The sequence below is a fragment of the Paraburkholderia nemoris genome, from assembly GCF_905221015.1.
GTDB lineage: Bacteria > Pseudomonadota > Gammaproteobacteria > Burkholderiales > Burkholderiaceae > Paraburkholderia > Paraburkholderia nemoris.
The window spans coordinates 1-14,704 of the sequence record NZ_CAJNBO010000019.1 but is presented as its reverse complement, the minus strand read 5'-3'; the positions used below and the strand labels follow the sequence as shown (position 1 = coordinate 14,704).

The 14,704-nt window shown below is 61.7% G+C and carries 15 protein-coding genes; 3 read left to right on the top strand and 12 right to left on the bottom strand.

Annotation, left to right across the window (positions count from 1 at the left end):
- Positions 1-17: 17 nt before the first annotated feature.
- The 6 genes from trpC to rpe form a co-directional block, all read right to left on the bottom strand.
- Complete coding sequence (trpC, locus tag KHO33_RS26720) at positions 18-803, bottom strand: indole-3-glycerol phosphate synthase TrpC (protein ID WP_200566067.1); 786 nt, start codon at positions 801-803, stop codon at positions 18-20.
- Between the two features lie 18 nt (positions 804-821).
- Positions 822-1,853, bottom strand: coding sequence for an anthranilate phosphoribosyltransferase (gene trpD / locus KHO33_RS26715; RefSeq protein WP_054036695.1), 1,032 nt, complete (start codon positions 1,851-1,853; stop codon positions 822-824).
- A gap of 17 nt (positions 1,854-1,870) precedes the next feature.
- Positions 1,871-2,458, bottom strand: coding sequence for an aminodeoxychorismate/anthranilate synthase component II (locus KHO33_RS26710; RefSeq protein ID WP_054036698.1), 588 nt, complete (start codon positions 2,456-2,458; stop codon positions 1,871-1,873).
- A 13-nt stretch (positions 2,459-2,471) separates the two neighbouring features.
- Positions 2,472-3,965, bottom strand: coding sequence for an anthranilate synthase component I (gene trpE, locus KHO33_RS26705; protein ID WP_054036746.1), 1,494 nt, complete (start codon positions 3,963-3,965; stop codon positions 2,472-2,474).
- Between the two features lie 370 nt (positions 3,966-4,335).
- The gene (locus KHO33_RS26700; RefSeq protein WP_200566068.1) at positions 4,336-5,052 is read right to left on the bottom strand and encodes a phosphoglycolate phosphatase; all 717 of its coding nucleotides are present in this window, start codon (positions 5,050-5,052) and stop codon (positions 4,336-4,338) included.
- 15 nt (positions 5,053-5,067) lie between these two features.
- Entirely contained in the window at positions 5,068-5,751 is a 684-nt protein-coding gene (gene rpe, locus KHO33_RS26695) for a ribulose-phosphate 3-epimerase (RefSeq protein WP_028199698.1), read from the bottom strand.
- A 277-nt stretch (positions 5,752-6,028) separates the two neighbouring features.
- On the opposite strand from rpe, the gene apaG reads away from it, so the two are divergent.
- A complete protein-coding gene (gene apaG / locus KHO33_RS26690) occupies positions 6,029-6,403 on the top strand; it encodes a Co2+/Mg2+ efflux protein ApaG (RefSeq protein WP_054036748.1) in 375 nt (124 codons plus the stop codon).
- Between the two features lie 46 nt (positions 6,404-6,449).
- Here apaG and KHO33_RS26685 read toward each other — a convergent pair whose 3' ends face one another.
- Entirely contained in the window at positions 6,450-6,611 is a 162-nt protein-coding gene (locus KHO33_RS26685; protein WP_172737691.1) for a hypothetical protein, read from the bottom strand.
- Positions 6,612-6,639: 28 nt separating this feature from the next.
- Here KHO33_RS26685 and mltA point away from each other — a divergent pair, with 28 nt between their 5' ends.
- Positions 6,640-7,764: a murein transglycosylase A gene (gene mltA, locus KHO33_RS26680; protein ID WP_054036778.1), complete on the top strand. Its 1,125-nt coding sequence runs from the start codon at positions 6,640-6,642 to the stop codon at positions 7,762-7,764.
- Positions 7,765-7,871: 107 nt separating this feature from the next.
- Here the strand turns inward: mltA and paaK are convergent, their stop codons facing one another.
- The 5 genes from paaK to paaN all read right to left on the bottom strand — a co-directional run bounded on the left by paaK (position 7,872) and on the right by paaN (position 13,665).
- Positions 7,872-9,176, bottom strand: coding sequence for a phenylacetate--CoA ligase PaaK (gene paaK, locus KHO33_RS26675; RefSeq protein ID WP_054036750.1), 1,305 nt, complete (start codon positions 9,174-9,176; stop codon positions 7,872-7,874).
- Between the two features lie 146 nt (positions 9,177-9,322).
- Complete coding sequence (paaI, locus tag KHO33_RS26670; RefSeq protein ID WP_054036751.1) at positions 9,323-9,784, bottom strand: hydroxyphenylacetyl-CoA thioesterase PaaI; 462 nt, start codon at positions 9,782-9,784, stop codon at positions 9,323-9,325.
- A gap of 1 nt (position 9,785) precedes the next feature.
- Positions 9,786-10,577 (bottom strand): 2-(1,2-epoxy-1,2-dihydrophenyl)acetyl-CoA isomerase PaaG, encoded by a 792-nt coding sequence (paaG, locus tag KHO33_RS26665; RefSeq protein ID WP_200566069.1) that lies wholly within the window; start codon positions 10,575-10,577, stop codon positions 9,786-9,788.
- 58 nt (positions 10,578-10,635) lie between these two features.
- Positions 10,636-11,838 (bottom strand): 3-oxoadipyl-CoA thiolase, encoded by a 1,203-nt coding sequence (gene pcaF, locus KHO33_RS26660; RefSeq protein ID WP_200566070.1) that lies wholly within the window; start codon positions 11,836-11,838, stop codon positions 10,636-10,638.
- A 126-nt stretch (positions 11,839-11,964) separates the two neighbouring features.
- Positions 11,965-13,665 carry a phenylacetic acid degradation protein PaaN gene (paaN, locus tag KHO33_RS26655; protein ID WP_054036753.1) on the bottom strand — a complete coding sequence of 567 codons (1,701 nt, stop codon included), beginning with the start codon at positions 13,663-13,665 and terminating at the stop codon, positions 11,965-11,967.
- Between the two features lie 133 nt (positions 13,666-13,798).
- Here paaN and KHO33_RS26650 point away from each other — a divergent pair, with 133 nt between their 5' ends.
- Positions 13,799-14,575: an enoyl-CoA hydratase gene (locus KHO33_RS26650; RefSeq protein WP_200566071.1), complete on the top strand. Its 777-nt coding sequence runs from the start codon at positions 13,799-13,801 to the stop codon at positions 14,573-14,575.
- Positions 14,576-14,704: the final 129 nt, after the last annotated feature.

Here is a 14,704-nt window from a genome sequence, read left to right as displayed (position 1 = left end):
GAATGTTGAAACCGCGCTTAGAAAAACATACGCGCAAGTTCCACACCCGGCTCTTCCGCACGCATGAACGCCTCGCCGACGAGGAACGTATGCACGTCCATCGCCCGCAGACGTTCGACATCCTGACGCGACAGAATGCCCGACTCCGTGACGACGATACGGTCGTCCGGAATCGATTCGAGCATGCCGATGGTCGTCTCGATCGATGTTTCGAAGGTGCGCAAGTTGCGGTTGTTGATGCCGATCAGCGGCGTCTTCAACGTCAGCGATTCCATCAGTTCATGGTGGTCATGCACTTCGACCAGCACCGCGAGGCCCAGCGAATGCGCGAGCGCTTCGAGGTCTTGCATCTGCGAGGTTTCCAGAGCGGCAGCGATCAGCAGGATCGCGTCGGCACCCATCGCGCGGGCTTCGACGATCTGGTACGGATCGACAATGAAGTCTTTGCGCAGCACCGGCAGACTGCAGGCAGCGCGCGCCTCTTCGAGATACGCAACGCTGCCTTGGAAGAACTGGACGTCGGTGAGTACGGACAGGCAGGCCGCACCGTGCTTCTCATACGAACGCGCGATTTCGGCAGGGACGAAGTTTTCGCGCAGCACGCCTTTCGACGGGCTTGCCTTCTTCACTTCGGAGATCACCGCAGCGAGGCCGGCCGCGTGTTTCGCGCGCAATGCGCCGACGAAATCGCGAATGTCGCGCGACGATGCTTCGAGGCGCAGCTCTTCGAGCGGCGCGCTCTGTTCAGCCGCGCGGACTTCTTCGCGTTTGACCGCGATGATGCGGTCGAGGATGTCGCTCATGGGTGTCTCGCTACGTAATTACTGCTTGAATTGCTGGGTGAAGCGGACCAGGTCGTCGACTTTCGCGCGTGCCTTGCCGCTCGCGATCGCTTCGCGCGCCAACTGGATGCCGTCCGCAATCGACGCCGCCACGTTCGCCGAATAGAGCGCCGTGCCCGCATTCAGCGTGACGATCTCACGCGCGACGCCCGGCTTGTTGTCGAGCGCTTCCAGCAGCATCAGTTTGGACTCGGCCGCGTCGGCCACTTTCAGCGTACGGTTCGACACCATCTGCATGCCGAAGTCTTCCGGGTGAATTTCGTACTCGTGGATCTGGCCGTCGCGCAGCTCGCCGACTTGCGTCGCCGCGCCGAGCGAAACCTCGTCCATGCCGTCCATACCGTACACCACCAGCACGTGCTTCGCGCCGAGGCGCTGCATCACGCGCACCTGAATACCGACGAGGTCCCCATGGAACACGCCCATCAGTTGATTGGGCGCGCCGGCCGGATTGGTCAGTGGCCCAAGAATATTGAAGATGGTCCGCACGCCGAGTTCGCGACGTACCGGCGCGATGTTCTTCATGGCCGGATGATGGTTCGGCGCGAACATGAAGCCCATGCCGGTTTCCGCAATCGATGCCGCCACCTGTTCCGGTTGCAGATCGATGTTCACGCCGAGCGCTTCGAGCACGTCTGCGCTACCTGACTTGCTCGACACGCCGCGGCCACCGTGCTTGGCGACTTTGGCGCCCGCTGCTGCCGAAACGAACATCGTCGCCGTGGAAATATTGAAGGTGTGCGATCCGTCGCCGCCGGTGCCGACGATATCGACGAAGTTCGAGTTGTCCTGCACCTCGACGTGCCGGGCAAATTCACGCATCACCGTGGCGGCGGCGGTGATTTCGCCGATGGTCTCTTTTTTGACGCGCAAGCCGGTAATGATCGCCGCCGACATCACGGGCGAGAGTTCGCCGCGCATGATGAGCCGCATCAGATGCAGCATTTCGTCGTGGAAAATTTCGCGGTGCTCGATCGTGCGTTGCAGCGCTTCCTGGGGCGTAATCGACATGATTTCGTCTCTCTTTATCAAGCGGTGCGGTGAGCGGTCTTCGACTGCTTCACGAAGTTTTCGAGCAAGGCGTGGCCGTGTTCGGACAGGATCGATTCCGGATGGAACTGCACGCCTTCAACGGCTAGTTCCTTGTGACGCACGCCCATGATTTCGCCGTCTTCGGTCCATGCGGATACTTCGAGGCAATCCGGCAGCGATTCGCGTTCGATCGCGAGCGAGTGATAACGCGTCACGACGAAATGCTTCGGCAGGTCGGCGAACACGCCTTTGCAATCGGTTTCGATTGTGCTGACCTTGCCGTGCATGATGGTCTGCGCGCGTACCACGCGGCCGCCGAATGCTTCACCGATCGCCTGATGGCCGAGGCATACGCCGAGAATCGGCGTCTTGCCGGCGAATTCGCGCAGCACGTCGAGGGTGATGCCGGCGTGTTGCGGATTGCTCGGACCGGGCGACAGGCAAATGCGCTCCGGGTTGAGTTTCGCGATTTCGTCCAGCGTGATTTCGTCGTTCCGATAGGTGCGCACGTCTTCGCCGAGTTCGCCGAAGTACTGCACCAGGTTGTAGGTGAACGAGTCGTAGTTGTCGATCATAAGCAGCATGGTGTGTCTCCGGTCAGAAGTCGCTATCGAGGCCGTCTTGAACCTGCTCGGCGGCGCGCAGCACAGCGCGCGCCTTGTTCTCGGTCTCTTGCCATTCGGATTCCGGCACCGAATCCGCGACTACACCCGCTGCCGCCTGCACATACAGATTGCCGTTTGCGATCACGCCGGTGCGGATCGTGATCGCCAGATCCATTTCGCCGGTGAACGACAGATAGCCGACGGCGCCGCCGTACAGGCCACGCTTCACGGGCTCCAGTTCGTCGATCAGTTCCATCGCGCGAACCTTCGGCGCGCCGGACAACGTGCCGGCCGGGAAGGTGGCGCGCAGCACGTCGAAATTAGTGGTGCCGGGCTTCAGCTTGCCTTCGACCGAGCTCACGATGTGCTGCACGTGCGAGTACTTCTCGATCACCATCTGATCGGTGACGACCACCGAACCGATCTGCGAAATACGACCTACGTCGTTACGCGCGAGGTCGATCAGCATCACGTGTTCGGCGATTTCCTTCGGATCGTTCAGCAGTTCGGTGGCGAGTTCGGCATCGCGTTCCGGCGTGTTGCCGCGCGGACGGGTGCCGGCAAGCGGCCGGATCGTCACGATGCGGTCTTCGCCACGCTTTTCCTGGCGCACCAGAATTTCCGGCGACGCGCCGACCACGTGGAAGTCGCCGAAGTTGTAGAAATACATATAGGGCGACGGATTCAGCGAGCGCAGCGCGCGATACAGCGACAGCGGATTGTCGCGGTACGGCTTGATCAGACGCTGGCCGACCTGCACCTGCATCAACTCGCCAGCGGCGATGTATTCCTTCGCCTGGCGCACGGCGGCCAGGTAATCGTCTTTGGCGAACTCGCGGTAAGTCTCGGTGCGCACACTGGCCGACGTGACCGGCGGCTGCACGGTCGTGCGCAAACGCTGGCGTAATTCACGCAGACGCTGTTTGGCTTTGGTGTACGCCTCGGGCTGCGTCGGATCGGAGTACACCACCAGGTAGAGCTTGCCCGCGAGGTTGTCGATCACCGCGACTTCTTCGGTAAGCAGCAGCTGAATGTCCGGCAGATTCAGATCGTCTTTCGGTGCGGTGTGCGCGAGCTTTTTCTCGATGTAGCGCACCGCGTCATAGCCGAAGTAGCCAGCGAGGCCGCCCGCGAAACGCGGCAAACCGGGGCGCTGCGCCACTTTGAAGCGGCCCTGGAATTGCTGGATGAACTCGAGCGGATCGCCCTCGTGCGTTTCGACGACTTTGCCGTCGCGCACCACTTCCGATACGCCGTTGCGAGTGCGCAGCAGCGTGCGCGCCGGCAGTCCGATGAATGAATAGCGGCCGAAGCGTTCGCCGCCCACCACCGATTCCAGCAGGAACGAGTTGGCGCCGTTGCGTTCGCTCTGCGCAAGCTTCAGATACAGCGAGAGCGGCGTTTCGAGGTCGGCGAGCGCTTCGGCGATCAGCGGAATGCGGTTGAAACCCTCGTTGGCGAGGGACTGGAATTCGAGTTCGGTCATGTTCCGATCCTGTACGTACGTCAGACGGCACTATGCGTCGGACAAAGCGGGGCGTTACGCAGCCGGTCAGGCGTTCGTTCGACGTTTCGACACGATGATACCGACCGGCGCGAGTTTCCCATCGACGCATGCAAGGGATTTCAGCGCATAGATGTACTTTGCGGGTACACGAACGCCAAATCAACCGATGCAGCGAAACAAGGTGATGGAAAAAACGCGTGAGCGCAGCGAAGTAAAAAACGGTTGCCGAAGACGAGCTTCAGCGTACCTCAGGCGAGGTTAGCGCGACCAGCGACGCCAGGGCCAGGCTCCCCGGTCGATGCTAATCAGACTCCGTTTTTTATTCAGAAACATGAGGATGAAGGACTTTTCAGGTCGTGGAATGGTGCGCTGCGATAGCCTTGGCGGCATCGAGCAGCGAGGCAACTATACCATCGGATTTTATTTCTTGTACAGATCGGCCGTGGTTGTAGCCGTACGGCAGCGTTAGCGTTGCCATGCCCGCCGCGCGGCCTGCCAGCGCATCGTTTTCCGAATCGCCGATGGCGACCGTGGTTTCCGGTGTGACGCCTAGCTGCGCTGCGGCGGTGATCATTGGCAGCGGATCCGGCTTCTTTTTCGGCAGGCTGTCGCCGCCGAGCACGACGCTGAAATACTGGCTGAGCCCGTATTGCTCCAGCAATTCGACCGCGAAACGGTGCGGCTTGTTGGTGACGCACGCGAGTTTGAGGCCGGCGTCGCGCATCGCGCTGAGGCCGGCTTCGACCTCGGGGTACAGCCGCGTGTGCACGCCGTTGATCTTGGCGTACTCCTCCTGATAGATCGCGAGCGCCTCGTCGAAACGGTCCTGTGCGTGGTCCGTTTCGAAGCGCTCGGCCAGCACGCGGCGAATCAGATTCTCCGATCCCTTACCGATGTAGCCGACCACTTCCTCGCGCGAGGTTTCCACCGCGTCGAGTTGCGCAAGCATGCCGTTCAGGCCGGCGGTGAAATCGTCTGCGGTATCGATCATCGTGCCGTCGAGGTCGATGATCGCGGCTTGCAGGCGTGGGCCGGTGAAGGTTGGGGCAGGGAACGGAGTCGTCATTTCTCGTGCGGGATATCAGTGCTCGATGTTGGCGAGTGCGGCGCGCATCTTGTCGATCACCGCCTTGTGATCCGGCGCGCCGAAGATCGCCGAGCCTGCCACGAATGTGTCCGCGCCAGCTGCTGCGATTTCGGCGATGTTGTCGACCTTCACGCCGCCGTCCACTTCGAGATGAATCTCGCGGCCGGTCTTTTCCTTGTAGGCATCGATCCGCTTGCGCGCTTCGCGCAATTTGACGAGCGCCTCAGGAATGAACGATTGACCGCCGAAGCCCGGATTCACCGACATGATCAGCACCAGATCGACCTTGTCCATCACGTAGTCCAGATGGTTCAGCGACGTGGCTGGATTGAACACGAGACCGGCCTTGCAACCGTGGTCGCGAATCAGCGACAGCGTGCGGTCGATATGGTCCGAGCCTTCCGGGTGAAAGCTGATCAGGTTCGCGCCGGCCTTGGCGAAGTCCGGCACGATACGGTCGACCGGGCGCACCATCAGGTGCACGTCGATCGGGACGTCCACGTGCGGGCGGATCGCTTCGCAGACGAGCGGGCCGATTGTCAGGTTCGGCACGTAATGGTTGTCCATCACGTCGAAGTGAATCCAGTCGGCGCCGGCGGCGACAACGTTGCGGACTTCTTCGCCGAGGCGGGCGAAATCGGCGGACAGAATGCTGGGGGCAATACGGAATTGCGTCATGGCGGGGGCGGATGCAAGCGGGAAAACGCCATTTTACCGGTTTGTGCGCGTCTGAACCGGCTTGGCGGCGAGTTGTGGCCGGCGCCGAAAACGCATGGCAAAAGTGACAAAACGCCTTAACGGCCCTTGGCCAGAGGGATTTGTCCGGTTGCGGGCATGCCGCGCATCAAGCAGAATGCCAAACCATAGGCGCCGCTTCGCCGATGTGCCCGCAAACCATTGGCGTTCGGGGCTTCCCGCGATTTTTCACACTCCGTTTCACCAGACCGGAATCAGGATGAGCCAGTACGAATTCAGCGTCTCGGCGCAGGTGCAGTTTCTGCCCGAAGAGTCGGACCCGGAGCGCCGCCAGTATGCGTTTGCATACACGCTGACCATCCGTAACAGCGGTCAGGTGCCCGCGCAGTTGATTGCGCGTCACTGGGTGATCACCGACAGCGAAAACAATGTGCAGGAAGTGAAAGGCCTGGGCGTGGTCGGGCATCAGCCGCTGCTCAAACCGGGCGAGCACTTCGAATATACGAGTTGGGCTGTGATCGCCACGCCCGTCGGCACTATGCGTGGCGACTATTTCTGCGTGGCGGAGGACGGCGAGCGCTTCGACGCGCCCGTGCCCGAGTTCATTCTGCGGATGCCGCGTACTTTGCATTGAACCGAGGGCGCGGCTCGCGGTCTTTAAAAAGCTTTACAGCGCAGCGTTACCGGGATTTTTGCTGCTTTTGCTGTTCATCGCTGGCGGCGCGGGCGGCTTTCTTCTTGCCGGACGACGTCCAGACAACGATAAAGACGAGCAGGAAGAGCGCGAGGAGCGATTCCAGCGCGAAGATGAGCATCGGGTATTCGTCGAACAGATCAGACATGGCGGTTTCCATCAAGAACGAACATTGTATGCGTTTTGTCCGCACGGCCGGAGCATGGCTCGGCGCGCTTTCGGTGGCGGTAATGCTGGCTTCCTGCGGTGGCGGCGGTGCGGTCCGGCCTTCGGTTTCGCCGCCCACGGGTGCCGCGATCATACCCGGGCAGATCGCCGCGACGCGGCTGACTGCCGTGGCCTGGCAGCAGGTGCCGGGATGGCAGGACGATTCGCTGATCGGCGCGACGGCCGCATTGCGGCAAAACTGCCTGAGGCTTGCGCGTCAACCGAACTGGGCCCGTGCATGCGCGGCGGCCTCGCAGATCGACGATCTGGACGTCACCAGTGCGCGGGCATTTTTCGAGGCGTATTTCACGCCGTTCCAGTTAGCCAATAACGACGGCACGCTCGATGGTCTCGTCACCGGATACTACGAGCCGTTGCTGCGCGGTTCGCGCACGCGGCACGGCGTGTATCAGACGGCGCTGTACCGCTGGCCATCGGGTTATCGCGCGGGTGCTCCGCTGCCGGCGCGTGCGCAACTCGAGCGTGCAGGCGTGCTCAACGGCAATGAACTCGTGTGGGTCGACGATCCGATCGAAGCGTTCTTCCTGCAGGTGCAAGGCTCCGGGCGCGTCGTGATGGAGGACGGCAGCGTGATGCGGGTCGGATTTGGCGGCACGAACAATCAACCGTACAAGTCGATTGGGCGGTGGCTGCTCGATCGCGGTGAATTGACGCCGGCGCAGGCGACCATGCAGGGCATCAAGGCATGGGCGCGCGCGAACCCGACGCGGGTCGACGCATTGCTCGATACCAATCCGCGCTTCGTGTTCTTCCGCGAGATGCCGTCCGGCGAGAGTGCGCCGAGCGGCGGTGCGGATGGCCCGATCGGTGCGTTGGGCGTGCCGTTGACGCCGGAGCGATCGATCGCGGTGGATCCGACTTCGATTCCGCTAGGTACACCGGTGTTTTTGCAGACCACGCGACCGTTGACGAACTCGCCGATGAATCGCCTCGTCTTTGCGCAGGACACGGGGTCCGCGATCAAAGGTGGCGTGCGTGCGGACTACTTCTGGGGGCTCGGCGACGATGCCGGCGATCTGGCCGGCAAGATGAAGCAGGGCGGCCGGATGTGGTTGTTGTTGCCGAATTCGTGAGGGTTTGGGGGCGGGGTTTTCCTGATCGCTGGTTTCTGGCTTCTGGTTTGATAACGGCGCTGACACCGGTCAGTTCCGTTATCAAGCATCAACTTTCGGCGCTTCGCTTAAAGCCCCGACTTCCGTTTGTCCACCACACGCCGTGCCTTGCCCACCGACCGCTCGATGCCGTTCACACCCAGCACGTTCACGATGGCGCTGACGCCGATCAGTGCCTTGATGTCGTAGGTCAACGCCTGTTTAGCCGTGGTCAACGCCGCACTATCTGGCGCTGATTCCGGGCAGGGCTCGACGTTCAACGTCAATACATCGAGCGGGCCTTCCTTCGTCAGCACGATTTGATAGTGTGGCGCGAGGGCGTGTTGCTTGAGCAGCAATTCTTCGATCTGCGTCGGGAACACGTTGACGCCGCGCACGATCATCATGTCGTCCGAGCGACCCGTGATCTTTTCCATCCGGCGCATGGTGCGTGCGGTGCCTGGCAGGAGGCGAGTCAGATCGCGCGTTCGGTAACGGACGATCGGCAGCGCCTCCTTGGTCAACGACGTGAATACCAGCTCGCCGAGCTCGCCGTCCGGCAGCACTTCGCCGGTTTCGGGATCGATGATCTCGGGGTAGAAATGATCTTCCCAGATGGTCGGGCCATCTTTCGTCTCGACGCATTCCGAAGCGACGCCAGGTCCCATCACTTCAGACAGACCGTAGATATCCACAGCGTCGATGCCCATGCGCTTTTCGATCGCCTGGCGCATGTCATTGGTCCATGGTTCCGCACCGAAGATGCCGAGGCGCAGCGAGCAATTCGCCGGATCAATGCCTTGCCGTTCGAGTTCGTCGGCGATCGACAGCATATAGCTCGGCGTCACCATGATGATGTCGGGCCGGAAGTCCTGAATCAGTTGCACCTGCTTTTCAGTCTGACCGCCGCCGAAGGGGATCACCGTCAGCCCGGCGCGTTCGGCGCCGTAGTGTGCGCCCAAGCCGCCTGTGAACAGACCGTAGCCGTAGCTCACGTGAACTTTGTCGCCGCGCTTCGCGCCCGCGGCACGGATCGAACGTGCGACAAGATTCGCCCACGTGTCGATATCGCGCGCCGTGTAGCCAACGACTGTCGGCTTGCCTGTCGTTCCGGACGATGCGTGGATCCGCGAGATCTGTTCCTGCGGCACAGCGAACATGCCGAACGGGTAGCTGTCGCGCAGATCCTTCTTGGTGGTGAACGGGAAGCGCGCGAGGTCCGCGAGAGTCTTCACTTCGCTCGGGTGAACGCCGGCTTCATCGAATTTTTGCCGATACACCGGCGAATTTTCATAAGCGTGGTTCAGCGACCATTTGAGCCGTTCGAGTTGGAGCGCGGCGAGTTCGTCGCGGCTGGCTGTCTCGATGGGATCGAGCGGAAGGGCGGTGGTCATCGAATGTCTCCTTGCTGCCTCAATGCTTGGGTCTGGGGTGCGGTGCGCTCGCGCGCAAAAACCGGGGACTCGCTGCTATCTACTATCTATATAGGTGCTGGCAATAGGCCGCGACCGTGTTGCGGCTCTGCCGTTCAATCTGCTGTTCAATCGCCGGTAGGAATCAGGTTGCCTTTGATCTGTGCCGATTTGCCGCGAAACATCGCCACGGTCTCCTCTGCGCGATTCGTGACGCGAATATCGTAAATGCCGGTGCGGCCGCTCAGGGTTTGCTCAACCGCTTCGGCAGTCAACACGTCGCCGCCTTTCACCGGCCGCAGGAACTCGATCGAGCAGCCCGCTGCGACGGTATTGATGTTGTACGTGTTGCAAGCGAAAGCGAATGTCGAATCAGCGAGCGTGAAAATCAGACCGCCGTGGCAAATCTGATGGCCGTTGAGGAAATCGTCGCGCACCGCCATGCGCAGGCGCGCGTATCCTGGGCGCACTTCTACGATTTCGAGGCCAAGCGCGCGGCTGCACGCGTCGTTTTCGTACATGGCGGCCGCGGTTGCGCGAGCGAGTTCGTCAGGTGTCATTTGAGCGGGGTGGTTCGGTTGAGCGGACATATCAGCGACCCTCGAAGCGCGGCGCGCGTTTTTCCACGAATGCCTGCACGCCTTCCGCGTAATCGTGCGAAGCACCGAGTTCGCGTTGCAGATCGCGTTCGAGATCGAGCTGCTGATCCAGCGTTTGCGTCGCGCCGGCGCGCATTGCCTGCTTGATCGCAGCGATAGCGCGTGTGGGCTGCTGCGCTAGTTGGGCCGCGAGCTTGCCTGCCGCGGCGGCTAGCTCGGTGTCGTCAACCGCTTGCCAGATCAGCCCCCAGCTTTCGGCTTTCTCCGCGCTCAGTTTGTCGCCGGTGATGGCAAGACCCAAGGCGCGGGCCATACCGACGCGTTGCGGCAGGAACCATGTGCCGCCCGAGTCCGGCACCAGACCGATCTTCACGAATGCCTGAATGAAGTTGGCCGAACGGGCGGCAAGCACGAGGTCGCAAGCCAGTGCGAGATTGGCGCCGGCACCGGCAGCCGTGCCGTTGACCGCGGCAATCACGGGCAACGGCAGTGCTTGCAGGCGGCGAATCAAGGGATTGAAATGCGCGTTGATCAGTTCGCCCAGATCGGTCATTGCGCCTGGCGTGAAGTCGAGATCCGCGAGATCCTGTCCTGCACAGAAGCCGCGGCCCGCGCCGGTCAGCACGAGCGCGCGCGCGCCGGACGCTTCGACCTGGCCGAGTGCGTCGCTCAATTCCTGGTGCATCGCGCGGGTAAAGCTGTTGAGCTTGTCCGGGCGGTTCAGTGTGATGGTCGCTACGTGGCTCGATGTATCGATGTCGAGGCGAATCGCTTCATATGACATTGGGTGTCTCCTCAAAGTCTCTTTGATCGGCAGTGCAATGGGCGAAGCGGTGTTAGTGTCAGAGCCGCTCGATTACCAATGCAATGCCTTGGCCTACGCCGATACACATCGTGCAAAGCGCAAAGCGGCCGTTGATTCGTTCCAACTGATAAAGCGCGGTAGTGATCAAACGCGCGCCGGAAGCGCCGAGCGGGTGGCCGAGCGCAATCGCGCCACCGTTCGGATTGACGCGCGGATCGTCGTCGCGCAGGCCGAGCGTGCGTAAGACCGCCAGTCCCTGCGACGCGAAGGCTTCGTTCAACTCGATCACGTCGAATTGCTCGAGCGTCATGTTCAGTTGCTTCAACAGCTTTTGCGTGGCCGGCGCAGGGCCGATGCCCATGATGCGCGGCTCCACGCCTGCCGTTGCCATGCCCACCACGCGTGCGCGGCGACGCAATCCGAATTGATCGGCAGCTTCCTGATTTGCGAGCAACAGCGCACACGCGCCGTCGTTCACACCCGATGCGTTGCCGGCGGTCACGCTGCCGTCGGGACGGACCACGCCCTTGAGCTTGGCCAGGCTTTCGAGCGACGTTTCGCGCGGATGCTCGTCGAGCGTCACGCGTACGGGGTCGCCTTTCTTCTGCGTAATTTCAACGCCGACGATTTCCTGAGCAAGCGTGCCGTCGCGCTGCGCGCGAGCGGCTTTTTGCTGGCTCGCCAGAGCAAAGGCGTCCTGATCCGCGCGGCTTATGCCGAACTCGACGGCCACGTTTTCCGCGGTCTCCGGCATCGAATCAACGCCGTAGTGACGCTTCATCAACGGATTGATGAAACGCCAGCCGATTGTCGTGTCGTAAATATCGGCCTGCCGTGAAAATGCACTGGTGGCCTTGCCCATTACGAACGGCGCGCGCGTCATGCTTTCGACGCCGCCTGCAATCATCAGCCGCGCTTCGCCTGCCTTGATGGCGCGCGCCGCAGTGCCGACCGCATCCATACCCGAGCCGCACAGACGGTTGATGGTTGTGCCCGACGCAGCCGTGGGCAAGCCGGCCAGCAAAGCCGCCATGCGAGCCACGTTACGGTTGTCGTCACCGGCCTGATTGGCACAGCCATAGATCACGTCGTCGAGTGCCTGCCAGTCGACACCGGCATTGCGTTCGATCAACGCCCTGATCGGTACCGCGCCGAGGTCGTCGGCGCGGACATCCTTCAGGGCGCCGCCGTAGCGGCCGATTGGGGTGCGAATCGCGTCGCAAATGAAGGCGTCGTTCATGTGGATTCCTGCTGGGCCGGATTGGCGGGACTTGCCAATCCGATGTCTCATGTTAGTTGGGGTGCACGGCTCGGTCCATTCGGCCAATCGGCATAGGGCGAAAGCCGTGTTTTTGCCTTATGCCATTCAGCCAGCTACCGCCGGCGCCGCTTTCGGTTCAACATGAACGCGACTTTGAACGACGCGGAAGCGGTTTGCGACAAAGGCTGCGTCGGCCAGCGCGGCATTTGCCGCCGGGTTTGCGCCCGTGCCGTGGAAGTCGGAGAAGGCCGCCGACTGATTGACGAATACGCCACCCGTCAAATTGATCGAGAGTGCTACGCCGCCGCGGATCGATGCTTCGTGCGCTTCGTCAAGCACGGCTTCGTCCGTGCTGTAGACCGACAGCGTCAATGCGCCATGCTCGGCGGCGATGGCGCCGGCGAGGTCGAGCGACTGGGCTGTCGAGTCCGTCGCGATCACGAAGGAGATCGGGCCGAACCATTCTTTGGTGAACTGCGCGTGGTCGGTAGCAGCATCCAGTTGGAGCATGAGCGGTGTGCGTACGCGGGCGCTGGCAAAAGCCGGATGCTCCAGCGATTGGCTCCCTACTAGAACTCGGCCGAGCTTGCTGGCCTCCTCGATGCGCTGGGTGACACCTTCGTTCTGGATCGCGCCAAGCAGTTCAACGGCGCGAGCCGGGTCGGCGACCAGTTTTTGCACGGCGCCGGCGATAGCCTGAGCAACTTCGTCGAAGCCGAGCGTGCCCTCAGCGGTGCGGATGCCGTTGCGCGGCACATAGATGTTTTGCGGCGCGGTGCACATTTGTCCCGAGTACAGCGCGAGCGAGAATGCGATATTGCGAGCGGCGGCTTTGATGTCGTCAACCGAGTCGATCACGATCTGGTTGACGCCGGCTTTTTCGGTGTAGACCTGAGCCTGGTGTGCATTGCGCTCGAGCCAGGTGCCGTTTTGCGTGCTGCCCGTGAAATCGATCAATTTGATTTCAGGGCGCAGGGCCAGGTCCTGAACCAGCGCGCCATCGTTCGGTTCGGTGGCCAGCAGCGTAACAACGTTCGGATCGAATCCGGCTTCGCGCAGCACATCGCGTGCGATGCGCACGGTCAGCGCGAGGGGCAGAATCGCGCCAGGGTGCGGTTTGACGATGACCGTGTTGCCGGTGGCCAGATCAGCGAAGAGGCCCGGATAGCCGTTCCATGTCGGGAAGGTGCAGCAGCCGAGCACGAGGCCGGTGCCGCGCGGCACGACTGTATAGCGCTTGTGCATTGCAAGCGGCGGATTTTTGCCTTGCGGCTTTTCCCAGTGGGCGTCAGCGGGAATGCGGCGCAGTTGGTCCCACGCGTACACGACCGCTTCGAGGGCACGGTCCTGCGCATGCGGGCCGCCAGCCTGGAAGGCCATCATGAATGCCTGGCCGGTCGTGTGCATCACGCTGTAGCCGATTTCGAAGCTGGCGCGATTCACTCGCGCGAGGATTTCGAGGCACACACCGATCCACGCCTGCGGGCCGGCCGAGCGCCAATCGCGCTGTGCCACGGCGGCTGCGGAGATCAACACATCAGGATCGGCCTTCGGATAGCGCACGCCGAGCGGGAACCCGAACGGCGAGACTTCAGAGCCGACTGTTTCTCCGGTCGACGGCTGGTCCAGTTCGAACGTCTTGTTCAGAAGCGCTTTGAATGCGGCTTCGCCGTCTGCGCTAGCTGTTTCCCCGTACACTTTCGGACTGGGCATCTCGACGAACGGACTCCAGTAGCCGCGCGTTTCGACCGCGGTGAGTGCCTTTTGCAGCGTGTCTTCGTGCTTGGTGAATAGCGGATGTGTCATGGCAGAGGGGCTTGGCTGTACGTTGGGAAAAGCCTGTCGAATAATTGACCGACCGGTTGGTTGGTGAATGGTAGCATTACTGAGACAGCCGCGCGAAGCGTTTTTTGCGCGCCATTAACTATTAGGAGGCGGCATGGCTTACGAAAACATTCTGGTTGAGACGCGTGGACGGGTCGGTTTGGTCACGTTGAATCGTCCGAAGGCGTTGAACGCACTGAACGACGCGTTGATGGACGAACTGGGCGCAGCGCTGCGGGAGTTCGACGCCGATGACGCGATTGGTGCGATCGTGGTGACGGGCAGCGAAAAAGCGTTCGCCGCTGGAGCCGACATCGGCATGATGGCGACTTATACCTATATGGACGTCTACAAAGGCGACTACATCACCCGCAACTGGGAAACCGTTCGCTCCATCCGCAAACCGATTATTGCTGCAGTGGCCGGCTTTGCGCTTGGCGGCGGTTGCGAACTGGCGATGATGTGCGACATCATTCTCGCCGCCGACACTGCGAAGTTCGGCCAGCCGGAAATCAAGCTTGGCATCATGCCGGGTGCGGGCGGCACGCAACGGCTTCCGCGCGCAGTCTCCAAGGCGAAGGCAATGGATCTCTGCCTGACCGCCCGCTTCATGGACGCTGCTGAGGCCGAGCGGGCAGGATTGGTCTCGCGGGTGATTCCCGCGGCTTCCCTGCTTGACGAGGCGGTGGCTGCGGCCGCGACCATCGCTGAATTCCCGTTGCCGGCGGTGATGATGATCAAGGAATCGGTCAACCGCGCATACGAAACGACGCTCGCAGAGGGCGTGCATTTCGAGCGCCGCCTCTTCCATTCGCTCTTCGCCACGGAAGATCAAAAGGAAGGGATGGCCGCGTTCGTTGAGAAGCGCAAACCGCTTTTCAAGCATCGTTAATACGCTTGTCAAAATAACGCTTGCAAGGGGCCGTGCGGCTCGCTAGAATCTCGCTCTTTCGTGCTTCGGACACCGGGGCACGGGAAGCGGGAGAGCCAGCAGTGGCAAGGCTTTGCGCGAAGTGGGCGG

What these genes read in the sequence shown, in the direction of transcription:
- trpC (WP_200566067.1), bottom strand. Translation starts at nt 803, where the DNA reads ATGAGCGACATCCTCGACCGCATCATCGCGGTCAAACGCGAAGAAGTC.
- trpD (WP_054036695.1), bottom strand. Translation starts at nt 1,853, where the DNA reads ATGTCGATTACGCCCCAGGAAGCGCTGCAACGCACGATCGAGCACCGC.
- KHO33_RS26710 (WP_054036698.1), bottom strand. Translation starts at nt 2,458, where the DNA reads ATGCTGCTTATGATCGACAACTACGACTCGTTCACCTACAACCTGGTG.
- trpE (WP_054036746.1), bottom strand. Translation starts at nt 3,965, where the DNA reads ATGACCGAACTCGAATTCCAGTCCCTCGCCAACGAGGGTTTCAACCGC.
- KHO33_RS26700 (WP_200566068.1), bottom strand. Translation starts at nt 5,052, where the DNA reads ATGACGACTCCGTTCCCTGCCCCAACCTTCACCGGCCCACGCCTGCAA.
- rpe (WP_028199698.1), bottom strand. Translation starts at nt 5,751, where the DNA reads ATGACGCAATTCCGTATTGCCCCCAGCATTCTGTCCGCCGATTTCGCC.
- apaG (WP_054036748.1), top strand. Translation starts at nt 6,029, where the DNA reads ATGAGCCAGTACGAATTCAGCGTCTCGGCGCAGGTGCAGTTTCTGCCC.
- KHO33_RS26685 (WP_172737691.1), bottom strand. Translation starts at nt 6,611, where the DNA reads ATGTCTGATCTGTTCGACGAATACCCGATGCTCATCTTCGCGCTGGAA.
- mltA (WP_054036778.1), top strand. Translation starts at nt 6,640, where the DNA reads ATGCGTTTTGTCCGCACGGCCGGAGCATGGCTCGGCGCGCTTTCGGTG.
- paaK (WP_054036750.1), bottom strand. Translation starts at nt 9,176, where the DNA reads ATGACCACCGCCCTTCCGCTCGATCCCATCGAGACAGCCAGCCGCGAC.
- paaI (WP_054036751.1), bottom strand. Translation starts at nt 9,784, where the DNA reads ATGTCCGCTCAACCGAACCACCCCGCTCAAATGACACCTGACGAACTC.
- paaG (WP_200566069.1), bottom strand. Translation starts at nt 10,577, where the DNA reads ATGTCATATGAAGCGATTCGCCTCGACATCGATACATCGAGCCACGTA.
- pcaF (WP_200566070.1), bottom strand. Translation starts at nt 11,838, where the DNA reads ATGAACGACGCCTTCATTTGCGACGCGATTCGCACCCCAATCGGCCGC.
- paaN (WP_054036753.1), bottom strand. Translation starts at nt 13,665, where the DNA reads ATGACACATCCGCTATTCACCAAGCACGAAGACACGCTGCAAAAGGCA.
- KHO33_RS26650 (WP_200566071.1), top strand. Translation starts at nt 13,799, where the DNA reads ATGGCTTACGAAAACATTCTGGTTGAGACGCGTGGACGGGTCGGTTTG.